This is a genomic window from Nostoc sp. FACHB-888 (assembly GCF_014696655.1).
Lineage (GTDB): Bacteria > Cyanobacteriota > Cyanobacteriia > Cyanobacteriales > Nostocaceae > Nostoc.
In genome coordinates this window covers 1-15483 of the sequence record NZ_JACJQM010000110.1, presented here as the reverse complement: position 1 = coordinate 15483, position 15483 = coordinate 1, and the positions used below count along the sequence as shown (strand labels likewise).

At 46.0% G+C, this 15483-nt stretch carries 19 protein-coding genes and 1 pseudogene; 2 read left to right on the top strand and 18 right to left on the bottom strand.

Features of this window, described 5'->3' with window-relative positions; genetic code table 11:
• Positions 1 to 364: 364 nt before the first annotated feature.
• Complete coding sequence (locus tag H6G26_RS31705) at positions 365 to 997, bottom strand: TetR/AcrR family transcriptional regulator (protein ID WP_190734657.1); 633 nt, start codon at positions 995 to 997, stop codon at positions 365 to 367.
• A 98-nt stretch (positions 998 to 1095) separates the two neighbouring features.
• Between H6G26_RS31705 and H6G26_RS31700 the strand changes: the two genes are divergently transcribed.
• Both H6G26_RS31700 and H6G26_RS31695 read left to right on the top strand, forming a co-directional pair.
• Positions 1096 to 1767, top strand: coding sequence for a Coq4 family protein (locus H6G26_RS31700; protein WP_190734655.1), 672 nt, complete (start codon positions 1096 to 1098; stop codon positions 1765 to 1767).
• A gap of 17 nt (positions 1768 to 1784) precedes the next feature.
• Complete coding sequence (locus tag H6G26_RS31695; RefSeq protein ID WP_190734653.1) at positions 1785 to 1988, top strand: hypothetical protein; 204 nt, start codon at positions 1785 to 1787, stop codon at positions 1986 to 1988.
• A 151-nt stretch (positions 1989 to 2139) separates the two neighbouring features.
• Here H6G26_RS31695 and H6G26_RS31690 read toward each other — a convergent pair whose 3' ends face one another.
• The 17 genes and pseudogenes from H6G26_RS31690 to H6G26_RS31610 form a co-directional block, all read right to left on the bottom strand.
• Positions 2140 to 2670 carry an MgtC/SapB family protein gene (locus H6G26_RS31690; protein WP_190734651.1) on the bottom strand — a complete coding sequence of 177 codons (531 nt, stop codon included), beginning with the start codon at positions 2668 to 2670 and terminating at the stop codon, positions 2140 to 2142.
• 390 nt (positions 2671 to 3060) lie between these two features.
• Positions 3061 to 4123 (bottom strand): annotated as a pseudogene (locus H6G26_RS31685) (IS630 family transposase).
• Between the two features lie 48 nt (positions 4124 to 4171).
• A complete protein-coding gene (locus H6G26_RS31680) occupies positions 4172 to 6871 on the bottom strand; it encodes a plasmid replication protein, CyRepA1 family (protein WP_242054001.1) in 2700 nt (899 codons plus the stop codon).
• A 119-nt stretch (positions 6872 to 6990) separates the two neighbouring features.
• Positions 6991 to 7590, bottom strand: a complete 600-nt coding sequence (locus H6G26_RS31675; RefSeq protein WP_190734649.1) for an alpha-ketoglutarate-dependent dioxygenase AlkB — start codon at positions 7588 to 7590, stop codon at positions 6991 to 6993.
• Between the two features lie 151 nt (positions 7591 to 7741).
• On the bottom strand, positions 7742 to 8680 hold the full coding sequence (locus H6G26_RS31670) for a hypothetical protein (RefSeq protein WP_190734647.1): 939 nt from the start codon (positions 8678 to 8680) through the stop codon (positions 7742 to 7744).
• A gap of 31 nt (positions 8681 to 8711) precedes the next feature.
• A complete protein-coding gene (locus H6G26_RS31665; RefSeq protein WP_190734645.1) occupies positions 8712 to 9170 on the bottom strand; it encodes a DUF1392 domain-containing protein in 459 nt (152 codons plus the stop codon).
• Entirely contained in the window at positions 9167 to 9565 is a 399-nt protein-coding gene (locus H6G26_RS31660; protein WP_190734643.1) for a hypothetical protein, read from the bottom strand. The genes H6G26_RS31665 and H6G26_RS31660 overlap by 4 nt, the downstream gene beginning before the upstream one ends.
• A 17-nt stretch (positions 9566 to 9582) precedes the next feature.
• On the bottom strand, positions 9583 to 9789 hold the full coding sequence (locus tag H6G26_RS31655) for a hypothetical protein (RefSeq protein ID WP_190734641.1): 207 nt from the start codon (positions 9787 to 9789) through the stop codon (positions 9583 to 9585).
• 65 nt (positions 9790 to 9854) lie between these two features.
• Positions 9855 to 10145, bottom strand: coding sequence for a hypothetical protein (locus H6G26_RS31650; protein ID WP_190734639.1), 291 nt, complete (start codon positions 10143 to 10145; stop codon positions 9855 to 9857).
• Between the two features lie 212 nt (positions 10146 to 10357).
• Positions 10358 to 10510, bottom strand: a complete 153-nt coding sequence (locus H6G26_RS43060; protein ID WP_242054002.1) for an MBL fold metallo-hydrolase — start codon at positions 10508 to 10510, stop codon at positions 10358 to 10360.
• On the bottom strand, positions 10483 to 10812 hold the full coding sequence (locus tag H6G26_RS31645) for a hypothetical protein (protein ID WP_242054000.1): 330 nt from the start codon (positions 10810 to 10812) through the stop codon (positions 10483 to 10485). The genes H6G26_RS43060 and H6G26_RS31645 overlap by 28 nt, the downstream gene beginning before the upstream one ends.
• 194 nt (positions 10813 to 11006) lie before the next feature.
• Positions 11007 to 11393: a nuclear transport factor 2 family protein gene (locus tag H6G26_RS31640; RefSeq protein WP_190734637.1), complete on the bottom strand. Its 387-nt coding sequence runs from the start codon at positions 11391 to 11393 to the stop codon at positions 11007 to 11009.
• 133 nt (positions 11394 to 11526) lie between these two features.
• On the bottom strand, positions 11527 to 11850 hold the full coding sequence (locus H6G26_RS31635) for an antibiotic biosynthesis monooxygenase (RefSeq protein WP_190734635.1): 324 nt from the start codon (positions 11848 to 11850) through the stop codon (positions 11527 to 11529).
• Between the two features lie 90 nt (positions 11851 to 11940).
• Positions 11941 to 12696, bottom strand: coding sequence for a glucose 1-dehydrogenase (locus H6G26_RS31630; protein ID WP_190734633.1), 756 nt, complete (start codon positions 12694 to 12696; stop codon positions 11941 to 11943).
• A gap of 136 nt (positions 12697 to 12832) precedes the next feature.
• On the bottom strand, positions 12833 to 13783 hold the full coding sequence (locus H6G26_RS31625) for an SDR family NAD(P)-dependent oxidoreductase (RefSeq protein WP_190734632.1): 951 nt from the start codon (positions 13781 to 13783) through the stop codon (positions 12833 to 12835).
• 783 nt (positions 13784 to 14566) lie between these two features.
• Positions 14567 to 14926, bottom strand: a complete 360-nt coding sequence (locus H6G26_RS31615) for a nuclear transport factor 2 family protein (RefSeq protein WP_190734627.1) — start codon at positions 14924 to 14926, stop codon at positions 14567 to 14569.
• Positions 14927 to 15044: 118 nt separating this feature from the next.
• A partial coding sequence (locus H6G26_RS31610; protein WP_190734625.1) for an FAD-dependent oxidoreductase occupies positions 15045 to 15483 on the bottom strand: 439 nt, incomplete at its 5' end.

The following is a 15483-nucleotide window of genomic DNA, read 5'->3' as shown; positions in this document are numbered from 1 at the left end:
CTTACTTGTTCTGGCGTTAAAAAGTTTTTGGCTGGGGGCGGCATCGTTGCTTTGAAATGGCTTCATTTTCTTATTATGCAACTTAAGTGCCGATTAGCTTAGGATAGGGGCAAGGAGAAAACTATATTGCATAATAGCCGGAAGCGCTGTAATGACTAAACCTCGGCATGAATTACGCAAACAATTGTAAACCGCTTAACTCATAAGTCTTTCGGCTTTTCTTAGTGCCATTCTGCTATGTTGAAGTACTTGGGGAGTTGAAGCGGTCGTATTTGACTGCGTTTGAAGAAGAACTTTTGGGCTTCATAGAGGTAGAAACGTCTATCACAAAGGCGGGAGCAAGTATCGAAGATATTCAAGATAGTTAAATTTGATATGTTTGCAAATAAGCAGTAATTAAGGTTTTGGTTTCCTTCACTAGTTGTTTGCGCTCAAGTGGCTCACGCGTGAATGAAAGCCACAGTAGTTCATTAGAGACTTTAACTACGGTTGTGGCAATTAGTCGAGATTGAGTGGCATCGAGTTGAGGATTTCTCCGTGAAAAGAAATCAGCTAGTTCAACTAATATCTGTTGGTCATATTCGTTAAACTTACTGGCATCAGTAAGGGTCATCAAGTCGATTAACTGTCCTAATACTGCTCGATAACCAGGATGCTGCTGTGCAAAATCTTCAAACGCATTTACCATGCGCTCAACATAAGTAGCAATATCAGCCTTTGCCAGCTCTGCATGAAGTTGTACAAAAATTTGATATTCCTGTTCAAAATAGCGATCGGCAAGCGCCCGGACAAGTGCCTCTTTGTCTGGAAAAAATTGGTATAACGAGCCAACTGGAATGGCTGCACGTGTGGCGATGGCTCTTGTAGTGGTTTGCTCATAACCAAATTCGATAAAAAGCTGCTCCGCCACATCCAAAATGTGATGAACTCGTTCTTGGCTACGTGCCTGCTTGGGTTGGCGTCGCATGGTTGAGGCTTTGTGAAGTTCTTTTGTCATCCTTCAAGATTATCATTGACAAACATGAACAATGTTCATATATTAAAAATGAGCATTGTTCATGTTTGTGGTAAATTTGATAATTAACAGGTCATATCATGCCATCCATTGTTCAGACACTCAAAGGGATAAAAGCTTTCGTCATGCTTTTGTTAGATGAAAAGGGTAATCTAAAACCTGTTTGGGAATTGAGCAATAGTCTACTCGATAGTCGTGCTTTTCAACTAGCGGTTGCAAGTATGAAAACAATTCCAGAAGTAGCAGATATCTTGGCAGAACGCTATATTGCTCCTACACATGATTTAGAAGCTTTACTACAATATCCTCCAGATTCCTTGGGCTACACCTATGCTAGCCACATGAAACAGTTAAGCTTTAAAACGCTAGAGCCAGAAATAAAGAGCAATTCTGATAGCAGTTACATAGAAAATCGCTGGCGGCAGACCCATGATATTTGGCACATCATAACCGGATTTGATACAAGTGAAATTGGAGAAATTGGCTTACAAGCTTTTTATTTGGCACAACTTCAACTACCGTTAGCAAGCTTGTTGATTGCCAACGCACTAATTTCTGTAAGTCTGTGGCGACCGCAATTTCTCTCTTTTTTGCTGATGGCGATCTCACAAGGATGGAGCATGGGCAACAAAGCTAAACCCTTGATTGCTCAAAAATGGGAACATTTCTGGGAAAAGCCTGTGGTAGTATTGCGTGCAGAATTAAATGTGCAACCAGTTAACTTCTGTGAATTTGCCTTGAGATCGGTTTGATTGCAAGTTGAATAGAGATGTCCCGCAAGCTTTTTTGGCATATCATTCGTTTGACCTATCCTTGGTTGCCGCTGCTTATAACTCTGTGGCGCATCATCAGATTAACAGGTATCGACCGTTGCCGCGCCCAAGTTCGATTGTGGATACTCTTGAGCCGGATTGATTTTGCTAGTTTAATAGCACTCGCCAGCGACCTGATTCAACCCGAATTCTGGGCTTGACAACACTCAAGTCTCAAACATCTAGCAAATTGCTTAAGTCCGCCAAATTTTAACTCTTGACAATCCTGAACTCCAAGGCAAGGGCGGTACGGGCTATGAAAGTGATTTTCAAGTTTTTAAGGATTTTCGTGAAAAGTTTTTGTAATTTTAACTACTTTTGTGCTTGAGCATTTTCTATTTCTTTTGATTTGTTATTGAAGAAAATCAAATTAGACTTTTTGAGTTTCTTAAATTTAGTCAGAACTAGTAGTGCCAGGGAGCAAGCAACCAAACTCATTTGCCATAAACCACAGCCAGCTGCGGCTCCTAATCCTCCTACAAGCCAAATAGTTGCAGCAGTAGTCACCCCTTTGACTTCTTGGCGACTAAATTCAGATTTTTGTTCTCGTAAAATGATTCCAGTTCCTAAGAAACCCACGCCTGTTGCTACTCCTTGGACTATACGAGCAATTGCATTAAGAGCAGTAGAACGGGCGATTGCACTATCAACAAAACTATCATCACCTCCTATTTGTAAAGGAATCATCGCAAATAAAGCAGCGCTTAAACTGACTACTATAAAAGTGCGTAAGCTAGCAGGTCTACCGTTGCTCTGACGGTTAATACCAATTACACCACCAACTAAAAGTGCTACGGCGAGGCGAAAAGTTATGCTTTGCCAGTCATTTGAACTAAAAAACATTTTATTCATCGAAATTATTAGGTCTTAAACCCCGTACTAGAAGCACGGCTTTACATAAAACGTGGGAAAATCTCAGGCATCAAAAAGCCTACCGTTAGCGTTTTTACCCGACTGTCGAGCAAGAGTTCCTTTTGTGTTGAACAATTGGTCGTGTGCGGTTGGTATTTAATCGAGCCTGTAAAAACTCCCTTGAATAATTGTCTATAGCACCTCAAAGACTATTGATGTTGCTTGATATGCCTCTGATTAAGTAGAACATCTGATATCAATCAGCTGCTGGGCCACTGCTAGTAAGGGAGAGCCAGAAATAGAACCCACAATTATCCCCCCGTTCATCCCGATGATTAAACCGCAGGATGGAGAAACACCAGAAGCGATCGCTATAAGTAGCTAGGTACAATTAAATAGAAAACGCTCTAGTGTGTATTCACCTGCTTCGCTACGAGTTTTCATGCCATCCATGACAGCAATGGCTAAATCGTACTCATTATCAAACATCTGTCCGGCAATTTCATGAGTTTTGAGCTGATGCCACTGGGTTTCAATTGGATTCATCTGAGAACAATAAGGAGGCAAAAAGAAGACGAATAGACCTTGCTCCTGCCAACGTGGCCACTGTTGACGTACCAAAAGACTGGTATGGAGGGAACCATTGTCCTGAACAACCACAGTGAAACGACCAGTTTGCTCTAAAGTTTGTGAGGCAATGCGAGCCATCCAATCCATGACCTGAATGTAGCTTTGTCCATCGAATCCGCCTTGAGCCAGGGCATAATCGAACTGTTCGCCTGGTTGCCACAAGCCTAAAATACTAATCCGGTTACCATAGCGATTTCGGGTTTGCTCTATCCGTTTCTGCTCTCCAATCCGACTATAGGTGTAGCTGACTGGACTCCAGAGGCAAAATCCGGCTTCATCGAGATACTTGAGTTGAATATGCCCCTGTTGTGCGGCTAGCTTTAAGGTATCCAAGTCTGCTTGCTTAATTGCCTTTTTTACCGGGTCTTGTTTGCGACGATGGCTGCTTCGGGTTCGTTTCCAACGATAGTTTTTTTTTGAGTAATCGTCTCAATCGGTCACTACTCAAATCCACTAACCGCTCTTGTTGCAACTTCTTCGCTAACTGCATACTATTGTAAGTCCGGGGTTCTTCCTCCAAACACTTCGTTAGGTAATCCAGGTCTGAAGCTTGCCACTTTGGTTTTGCTCCCCTTCCCGGAGCTTCCCACAGTCCTCCTAATCCTCCTTTTTCCCATCGCCTCAGAGTCGCTCTCACCGTATGAGCATGACACTCGAACATCTTAGCAATCGCTGCTACGTTCCATCCCTGAGCGTTCAGGCGCAACATATGCGCTCGGTCACGGGTTCTTTGGGGAAGATACTGAGCTAGTCGCAGTTCAGTTAAGGTTCGGTTTTCTTCTGGCGTGAGAATGATGCGTAAAGGCGCAGGCATAATAGGCTAATTTAGCAGTCTTTCTATCTTATAATTAATTCCACCCACCTACTTAACGTGCCGATGCGTTACAGCCAGTGCCTTAAACTCCAGCATCTTTTCATCAGACCCCCGCAACTGAACGTCTGGTGTAAGAAACTGCAACATCTGAAGATTTTCGAGTAACAACACAGCAGGTAATAACTGCCCCTTGTTAAAATCTGGTTTCCAAACCGAATTCTCCCCTGCTTCTAACTGCGCTGCTGCCCGTTTCGTATCACGGTTGGTCAGAAATTCCCGCCCCAGTGTCAAATAGTAGTGCATCCGCAACTGAGGATACCACCCATCGTCATCTTTCTCTACAAGCTCAGGGGTCACGTCAATTTCGTAGCGACGGGATAATTCAGCCTTGCGTTGCTGATGTCGTTCAGTTTTAGTTTTCGCTCTTTTGTCTTGCAGCTTCTTGAGTTCAGCCCCAGAGAGTTCAACAGAATCCGCGATCGCCTGACACTCCGCAGCATACAATTCAACAGACGCGGCTTTAACCGACTCGATTACTGCCCCACTTTCTTCATCATCAGCATCTTCCGCGTCAATAACGGTGTACCCATCCTCGACTAATCCTGTAAGTACAGATTCTCTATAACGCCGCATTTCTACATTGATTACAGAACCACGTTTCCCCCAAGTTTGCAAAGATTCGGGCTGAAAATTCTGGTCAACAAAGCTGTAGTCGTCATTGTCGGCCGCCGATAACAGCGCAATGTTCGCTTGTGTGGCGACGTGTTGACTTCTCAACAATCCTCCGATGGATGTAGAGCCATTGCCCACAACCGACATCCCCCACTCTCTCACCCAAATGTGACGGTCAACAGTTTCCCTAACCCTTGCCAACATCTGACGCACGGAGTTAACCGGCTGCACTCCCTGAAAAATTCCCCAAACACCATCAAAATGTCCTCGAATATCGATGCTGACTCCAGTTTCTAAACTTGGAGATGCGATAACCAAATCGTACTGGGTCAAAATCTCATTGAGGTGAGCGATACAACCGAAAGCCGCATGAGATGGATCAGCAACAGATTCGCTGTCAATTCTCAGGATTCGCAGGTGTGGAAATTTGCGGCGAAACCGTTCTTCAAGTGCCTGGGTTCCCCATTTAGACTTAGCCTTTTGAGCAGAGCAACAGAGTAAATGATGCCCACCTTTGGCAATTGCTTTGTCCAGTGCAGCGATGAGATTTTTCGGGTTACTGCCAGAGTAGTTGTAACAGTTTCCAGCTACGTGCCGATAGTTGTTGACGATGACGAACGGGTTAACTCGATATTCTCCAGCGAGTGATAAAATATACTTCACATCAGTATCTGAGACATCCGCACTAGACAGATAAATCTTTCCCTGACTGCTGCCCAAAACATTCTGTACCAGTTGTTTGAGGTTTTTGAGGACAGATACCCGACGTTTTTGCACTTCCGTACCAGAGTTAAGTAAATGCCAAAAAACTTGGTCACACTCATCAATAATAATCACATCATTCGCCCAGTCGTTCGGGTTGAATCGCGCCTGACTTTCCTGATGCAACGAATCCACACACACGCCATATCCCAACAATGTGCCTGTTTCATTCGTGCGGACTTCGGTAACATAGTTAACTCCGAAGCGATTGCACAATGCCTCACCTAGCTGGATACGATGGGTGATAATTAATACTCGTCTCTCTTGGTCGTGTGCTTTCGCCACCTCAGTTGCCAGCCATTCGGTTTTGCCAGTACCTTTGGGAGCCTTGAGGATAATCAGCTTTTCACCTTCGGGGACGAGAAGCTGGCCCAAGAATCTTTGATTGAGTGCGATCACTGGAGGATAAGTCAACAAGGTAAACAGCTTAATCTCCCACAACTCCAGTGTAACGGCAGTGTTGTAGAGTGCATCAAATGCTGGCTGACCCTTGGCGACGATAAAATCATCAACCCCTTTTTCTGCCCCTAACGGTAAATCAATCACTCGCAGCGAACACCCTTCGTTTACCAGCAGCCTTCCCATACGACTGATAGCGGTTCTGACTCGCTGAACTGTCTCAGGTTTATTGTCCTGGTCAAAGCAGATGTTAACCTGTCTCCCCTGTGTTGCAAAATGCTTTAAGTCTGGGATGAGGTATGGTTTGCCATTAGTTGTACCGTACTCATCAGTAGGTGTGCGGTATCCAGCGTTGACACCGGGGATAGCGATCGTTGCATAACCAGCAGTCAATAACGCCCCCGCTTTCTTGACACCTTCTACAATTGTCACTGGTACATTGTGCCGCCAAACCCAGTGCCAGAAGCCACCAGGGTGCTGTAGGTCTTCTTCAGTAATGGGAATACCGCTACGATTGGAGACTTTTACCCAAATGCGATTCGGCACTAAGAGGAAGAAAGCGCGTGTCTCTTCTCTGAATGGGTGTTCATACTTGATGAATTTGTGAACTTTCTGGCGGTCGCGTCTGGGGTGGTCGGGTTTGAAACAGCCCCACATCATCAGGACATAGTTGTTGAGGGGGTCAACGCCATTGCACCACCAGCCGCCTAGTTCAATGTGCTGGTATTTCTTCAAATCGCGATCACGCAGTCGTCCATCATTGCGACGGGAGATTTTGGGACTATAAAGCAGATATTCGTAGGGTAAAGTCCCAAAGAGTGATTTCACGTTCAGGTGAAAGATTTCTTCGTCAACTCCACTGCCCAGCCATTCCTGTAAATGTTTTGCTTGAGAATCAGATTCGATTATACGCATATTCTCTCTGTTTTTTTTTGACGCATGGTGCAGGGTGCGGCACTTGAGTCTGTGCCGCCAGTTCAAACTTCTTGCGATGCTTATGCTGGCTATGAAATCCTCAACAGCCAGCTACAGCGTTATCTTTTCCCGGCTGTGTGTGGTCTGAATGTGAGATTGATACGTGTGCTAACCACTTTGTTGGTTTTGGGAACTTGGTGAAGATGTGTGGACTGACAGCCAGGGTGCTTCACTTGCAAGCTCCCGTGTTCCAGCCAGAAATCTGTTGGTCTACCGCCGATAGGTTTGATCTGGAATTTGCGACATGACCCCAAGCTGACTGATACGATTGCAGGGTTAGATCCCATTGATGGTTCATTGTCGGAATGCCAACCAATCGAATCCTGGCCACTGCGGTATTGATTTCCAATAACAATGCGAAACTTGTAGCCAGTCAGCGCAGTGATTCTGTCCCGCAAGTTAGCCAGATTATCTGTCCAAGTCAGAGGTTTTAAAAACACGCACTTTGAGTAAAGGTAATCACATCCAGCATCACCGTAAATGCACTCTAGGCGGGGGACGGGCATTGTTTTACCAGCGATTCTGATTTGATTTTGCTGCCACTCCAGTTGTAGACAGTGTTGGTAGAGTTCGTTTGCAAGTTCTTGGCTTAAGAAATCGGGGTAGTAAGTGACTGGTAAAACTGGGGTAGATTCAGAGAAAAGTGTAAGTTGTTGCATGAGAGTTTGTCCTTATTTTTGATGGATGAAAATCTAAAAACCTGCTTGAGATTTCGAGTGATGAAGCGAAAACTGATACGATGAACCCAGCACCGATCACAGATGCAATTGCAACCAAGCGTTCGCCCTAGACTAATGAGTGCGATCGCTTTCATTTTTTGACCAACACCCGTGGCTTCTTGGTAGTAAAAGCCCCCGCCTGTTTTAATGCAGCAGTCGGGTCTGGATGAGCGAAAAATTCTTCAATCGCTTTGGTCAGACCGTCTGCAACAATTGGGTCATGACAGGCGTAAACGTAAACAGACTGCTGAGTGCCGTTGACCAAACGTATTTCCTGGCGCTCTCCCAGTTGCGGGTAAAAGGTGCGAACCCAAGTACCGAGATGACCGCGATAATGGGAACCGCTTAATGGGACTTTTTTACCCAGTTCGCTCTCTGCAAAGTTGACCACACCCATCCATTTCTGTTGGCTACCGGAAAGTGCTTGTTGATTGTGTTGGGCTAGGAGATTGGCGGCGAAGTCTTGAAAATGCTGCTCTATGTATGGGTTGAGTCTGCCACCTGTGAGTTGGGCTAAAGTTTTCATCGCCTCGACCAAAGTTTGTAGGCGCTGCTCAATCGGTGGGAGAGCAGGAACAGGTGCGGGAGTTTGAGGAGTGATGCTTGGAACTGCTGCAACCAAATCTAAAATGATGGTTCTAACTTGCGCTGCTACTTGAGACTGCTGCAAGATCATTGCGATCCTTAACGCACCCAAAGCCGAAAACACTCTAACTTGGGAAGTTCTAGATGGTAGACAGAGTGTCTGTCGAGCATCACGTAAGTCAATGCCTGTAAGGGTTTTAGTTTCTTGGGTTTGGAATTCAGATTGATTTACTCTTGTTAGTTCTTTGACTGCGGACTCTGTAACTGAAAAATATTCCGCTATTTGTGCAGTAGTTGCCCAGCCGCTACCATTCCATACAGCGAACACTATTGCCTTTGCTTTGCTGAGAACAACTTCTGCGCGTGAATTATCTAGGTTAGAAAGTGCAGAAGTTCTTAATGATGGAGACTCGACTAAAACACTTTGATTTAAAGGTAAATTCATGTTGCTCGACTCCTAAGTAAATCTCAAAACTTTAAACATTTACCCGCACTAAGCTTTTTTCACCAACTAATGAGAAACGATTCGATATAGTCGGTGTCTTAATTAACGTTGACGACATCAATTCGACGACGTAAAACCAAGAGTTATTCACAAGCCCAACCCCCAAAATCAGCCGTTGCTTTGTTCCTTTATCGTGAGAACAGAGCATCACTCTTTCGCCCAGAACGAAGGCAGGTTTTTGCACCTTGATGGCTTCTAATTCTCCCGTCCCGATGATTTGGTTTTGTGTAGTGTGGAGTATTTCATTACGGCAATCAATTGAATAAATCCAGCACTCATGCTTCCATTGCATACCGCAACAGTAGCCAAATGTTCTCGTAGTTATGAGGTATACTTTCTCCAGTAAATTCACCTCAACGGGTGGAATTGTTCCACGCCAAGGTGGGGAAAGATACCAGCTAGTTTTGAGTGCGTTAATGTTGTCAATCATGCGAGTTTTCCCACTAAATATTCGATCTTCTCTTTATCAATGGCAGCAATGCGGTTTTTAATGCGTTGAGGTGGATTCTGAAGAAATCGTTTTAAGTCTTTGCTCTTGATTTGGTGATATCTACCAGAGCGCCGGGTTGTGCGTATCCAGCCCTTTTTAACCCAACTCCAAACAGTTGCTGAATTGAGTTGCAGAACTCTGGCAATTTCGCAGCAGTTGTAGTTATCAAGAATTGGACGTGCGGAGTATCCTAAAAAACGCAGTTTGTTTTGAATAGCTGATGTTGAACGTGCGTATCCTCTTTTTTTGAGCCGATATGCTATTTGCTTAACAGTGTAGAGACAAGCCATTTCTTCAATGATTGCGAGTTCTTCATCAGTCCATTTGGTATGCATTTGATTAGCTCCCATATTTATGCAGATTTAGTAGAATGTTCTTTGACAATTTGAGCGCTGATTGATTCAAAATCCACTTGGAAGATGTTCATATCTGTGGACATCTCTCCAGTGTTGTAGCGGTCTACTATATGCTGTTTAATTGCGGATTGATTTAGCCCATCAGGGATATCGATGTGTGCTTCACTTGTGATTTTTTCAACAACTGTAACGATGACTTTCATGGGTAATTCCTGTTTGATTAATTTAGGCTTTAGAAGCCAGAATTATTCTGAATCCTGATTCTGATTTACACTGCTCCAGTCTTTGCTGTTTGCAACTGTTGCATCCATGTGCTGATTGCTGTTAACTCATCAGCACCATTAACAACAGCATCAACAACTAATTTTTGATACAAAGATTCAGTATGATTGGGATGGTCACACTTATCTGCTGCCCAAGCCAAACACATAGTCTTCACCAGTTCATCAATCTTGCTAATATGCAATTGGCTGGGGCTATTAGTGTCTTGAAATTGCAACCACTCTTTGACCAAATCAAGGGGATAATCAAGTAAAGTGCGAATATTTTTAACTCGCAAGTCTTGAGTCGGTACTGGTTGAGAAACTACACTAAGTTTTGGTGGAGTCAGTGGGGGTTCCAGGGCGAACGCATCTAAAGTATACGTAGTGACTACTGAAATTGAGAATCAACGAAAAAATCAGTATTTCTGGCTTGATTTATTTTCCAAGGCTCAAAGTGATCGCTAAAATCTTTGTCAATAAGCAGGGTTTAACGAGATTATTTTTACGTCTATTGAGAATAGTCTAGTCTTATTGACATGATGCGGCCGCCCTGGACCAGCCCCCCACTATGATCGGTATGAATATGAGTCAGGAGGATTGCATCAATCTCGTTAGGCGTGTAGCCTGCTGCCTTTAACGATGTTTGAAGCTTGCCGCCCAGTTTTGGACCAAAAAAGGTTCCGCTCCCGTGTCCACGAGTACTTGTTGATCTCCAGTGTCGATCAAGAAAGCATTAATCGATGCCTCGACAGGATTAGTCAGAAAGTTTTTCTGAAGCAGGCGGTCAGTTTCTGTTAGGTTCGTATTCGACAGCAGTGTATGTAGATCCTGGGGGAGTGTGCCGTCGCTCAGGACTGTAATTGTGAAATCACCTAACTTGAATGGATAGACACCTGGCACTTGAGCGATCGCACTTTTGCCCAGTGGTGATACCGCTGGAAAAATACAAGAGGTCACAATCATTAGCACTGTGGTTGCAACCGCTATCATCAGTCTAGAAAACATATTAGAACCCTTTTAGCGATAAAAGATTCGATAGATAATCACCCCTGAAGAAAGTCCAACAACAAGAGATTGACCTGATCAGCGATCGCCGCGTTTGCCTTTTGTAAGATGGCTTTATTGTTCTCTGACATCTGAATCTCTCCTCTGTTCAATCAGAACATCGTGTTATTGTTAGCCGACGCTTCTGGGACGGTCTGAAGCACGTCCCAATGCTCGACTATCTTGCCTTTATCATCCAGGCGGAAGATGTCGATGCCTGCCCAGTCGTTGTCGCCCGGCCATTGCTGGTAGCAATGCAAGACTACATAATTGCCTTCAGCGAAGACGCGCTTAAACTGGACGCACTTGCCCGGATATTCTTTCGCCATCCTCTTGAAATATTCGATGAAAGCCTGCTTCCCGTTGGCCACCGCTGGGTTGTGCTGGATGTACACATCGCCGACATATTTCTCGATGGCTTCTGCGGGCTGACACTGATTGAACATCAGGTCATAAAACGCCGTGACCGTCTGTTTGTTGTGCTCAAGTTTATCCGTCATCCGTTCCACACCTCACATTACCCGAAACGCCCAACGGCTCAAATCAGCGGCGGCAAAGAAACTCGAACGCAGCACTAGCGGCTTGAGACCGTCTGCTGCATTGTTAGGTGACCGCTCTGGACACAGCACCCATTTAGATTGACGTGAGGACAAGAACTGCTCGCAAAGCTGCGTAGAATGGTTCGCTGCGTTCCAGGTACCGCTGGTAGAAGGGCAGTTGCAGGATCTCGTTCAGGTACTCGTTTCCGTTACGCCAGCGCTCGGACAGCACAAACATCCCAGGCTGATCGGCGACCTCACCGACCTCAAGTGAGATGCACGCTTCCAAACGGCGGGCTTGAGGCAGGATCTCCCAGAGTTCCATCAAGAACTCCTCGCGGTACTCAGGCTGAATCATGAGCGTGTTACTCATCATCAGTTCTTTGTCAGAGACTTGTGGCATCTTTTCCTGTGGCATGTGTGTTTCTCCTTCGACTCTGTTCGATGGGAAGTTTATAGATGGACTTTCACACGCAATCGGGTAGTGCTTTTTAACTGGGAAGCGATCTTAGATTTGTGTGAAGCCACCATCGACGAATAGCTCAATGCCGCTTACATAGCTGCTGTCATCTGAAGCTAGAAAGACAACGGCTTTGGCGATCTCGTCGGGCGTACCAGCTCGTCCCAATGGGACATTTTTAGCTAGGTTCGCCACCAATTCTTTCAGTTGCTCTTCACTGAGTCCCCACAGAAGATCGTAAGCGGGAGTCGGAATGAGACCAGGGCTGACCACATTCACTCGAATCTGGTGGTCTTTGAGGTCGACTGTCCAGGTGCGGGCAAACGATCGCACGGCGGCTTTGGTGGCGCTATACACGCTGGAAGCTGGAATACCCTTGATGGAAGCAGTTGAGGCATTCAGGATGATGGAAGCGCCCTCTGGCATCAGCGGCAGTGCCTTTTGCACAGTGAACAGTAGACCCTTGACATTGGTGTTGAAGGTTTTGTCAAAGTGCTCCTCGGTGATCGATCCAAGCGGGATGAATTCGCCACCGCCAGCATTGGCAAAGATTACATCCAAGTGACCTTGCTCTTGCTCGATCGTGGCGTAAAGCCGATCAAGGTCTGCCAGATTGGAGACATCGCCCTGAATGCCAGTTACGTTCTTACCAATCTCGTTTACAGCAGCATCAAGTTCAGTCTGACGACGACCCGTGATAAAGACATAGGCACCTTCGGCGACAAATCGCTTGGCAGTAGCAAGCCCGATACCGCTAGAGCCGCCAGTGACAAGCGCAACTTTTCCTGAGAGTTTTTGTGACATGGTGTTTTCCTGGTTGAGTTTACGGGAAACGTAAGGCATGGTGATTAACGCTATACGTCAATCAGGCATTCTTGTGAGTGTTCATCCAAGTACGAAAGTGGAATGGATTATTGCGTTTAGATGTGCGCGATAACCTTTAAGACGCAGCGCTGATCAATTCCTCGCTTTTCGCCCAAAGTTGCTTGGCTTTGTTAGCGTCGAGCGCATACGACCTAACGCCATCGGCAAACGGGTTGGGCGTGTCATCAATCGGTGCGATCGCACAATCTTCGAGATAATGTCCACCGATCTCGTCTTTATTCGCCACGACTGCGGCCCAAACCGATGTCGCGGCTGCCTGCGGAATTTCTTTCAACTCTTTCGGCGGCAGGCCCGCTTCCGTGCGCGCTGCGTCAACAGTCTGCAAAAGTCCCTGCAAGTCCTCCGGCGAGAAATGGCGGGGTAGATCCGTCAGACTGTTTCCGGGCATCACCGAAGCAGCCCGAATGCCGCGATCGCGATGCCGCCTGTCAAACTCCACAGCGAACAGTGAATTGGCGGTTTTCGATCGGCCATAGGCGACAAATGGATCATATGCCTGTTGCTCAAAATTCGGATCGTCCAGGTCAACATCGGCGACGCGATGAGCCTGGGACGACAGCACCACCAAGCGCGCGTTATCAGCGAGCAGCGGCTCGATCCGATTGATCAAAGCAAAATGACCCAGATAGTTGGTCCCGAACTGGACTTCAAAGCCGTCGATCGTCCGACCGAACGGAGTTGCCATAACGCCAGCGTTAGCGATGTGTCCGTCAGCCAACAGTTTATCCGCGCAGGCACGAACGCTTTGCAAGGATGCCAGATCGAGATTGATCAACTCCAGGCTGCCGCCCTGCGACGCGGCATCACGAACCGATGCAGTAGCTGGCTCAGCTTTAGCAAGGTTCCTGACCGCGCCAACGACGCTAGCGCCGTGAGAGACCAGTGAGCGGGCGGTTTCAAGCCCAATGCCCGACGATACACCCGTAATGAAAAATCGCTTTCCCTTGAGATCAATGCCGGAAAGCACCTCGTCGGCGGTCGATTTTGCACCAAATTTTTCAGCCATTTCTTTTCCTTTCGTTAATTGTGAGTGTAAAAGTTTTGATCTTCTTTCAGCCTAAGCGTCGAAGCTCAGATTTGGAATCCGCCGGACACATCCACTACGCCGCCGCTGATGTAGCCCGCGTCTGAACCTGCGAGGAAGCAAACGGTCGCCGCCACCTCCTCCAAGGTTGCGATCCGGCGGATTGCGTGAAGATCCATGATCGCTTCCGGCAACCCTCTTGCCCTGAACCGTAATGGCCGCATTGTTCACGAGGATGTCGAGCTTGCCGAAGTGTGAGACGACGGGTTGGACTGGTCGCTTTTGATCGCGATGTTGTAGGAAGTCCAGTAACATGGGATTGACCTGATCAGCGTGAGTCCAGTTAATGGCGTGCGGTCCGCCAGGAATGACAACTCAAATACGAAACCCAATGCATCAAATTACTCGAAGCCGATAAACGTAAGCTTATATCAGGAATGATGCAAGGATTGGTCTGGTTGAGAGATCGGGATTACATCTCCTAAAAACAATACCTTCGCCAATTTACGAGCCTGAGTTGATAACGTTTTCACTATTACTCGCTGTTCTCGCTCGGTTTGGCAAAAACAATAAGTTCTAAAAATTCCTTTAAGGTTTCCCACAAGGTTTTTTTTTACGTATTGACCGCAGTATAGGGGTTTGAGATAACAAACTACCTTTTAAGCGAAACGCTTATGTATGGGTAATTTTGCCAATTTTGCCAAAATTTTTCTAAGCTCTTATTTTGGCAAAGGTATTGAAAAAGAAATTGGTAAGTCATGAAGCTTACACAGGTTCCATATACAAGCGTGCCCACTCAATCTGATCCGTTTGTATGCCAAGAATAGTCACCCCGCGCATACCAAATTGCGAACCATCACGATGGGTGCCAAACCAGTACCACTCAGCCCAGGTCATGTCACCCTCAACTGCCAAACGGAGCAACTCTGAGTGAAAGTCTGGGATGTTGTGGAATATGACAGACCAATTCTTAGGGACATCCTCAATTCCCTCGAAACCTCTCTCAGAATGAAGTGGATGATTGCCCTGAAAGTTAGGTGCAAAGCAGGCTAAAAGCGCTTCCAGGTCATGCGCGTTCTGTGCTTGTTGCAGTCGCTCTATGACGACGCTTTGATTGGATTTCATGATTTCTCCTTAGTTAAAAAGCCTAACCCTGTTGGAGAGAAGGTTTTCCCTACTCTCTTGGTCTATGAAACTAGACCAGCCACGATGCTTGTTCTGATGAAGATTGAATTACCTTGATTTAGACGAAATCTTCCATAATCAGAAAGTGATTTAAGCCGCCAGCAGCAACGCTACCCTGAAAAACAGCAACGGCGATCCCTTGCATGGGTAAAGTGATGTCACCTGCCGCATAAACGCCTTTGACGCTAGTTTCGTTAAAAACATTGGTCGTCTTGATTAAATTGAATTCATTCAACTCACAGCCTAACTTTTCAGCTAGGTTTGAACGGAGTGTTTGCTTTAGTCGGATCAGTATTCCGCGACGCGCAATTTTCTCGTTTGTCTCAAAAACGATGTTTTCTAATTGTCCGTTATCGCCTTCGAGTCGGATGATTTTCTCTCCGCGAACAAGGATTCTGTGGTTTTCCAACAGTGTCCTTTGATCAGCGGTTAGATCGGCTTTGCCGTTGGTGCAGAGAACTAAATCAGCACTCCAATTTTTCAGCAATGCCGCCATT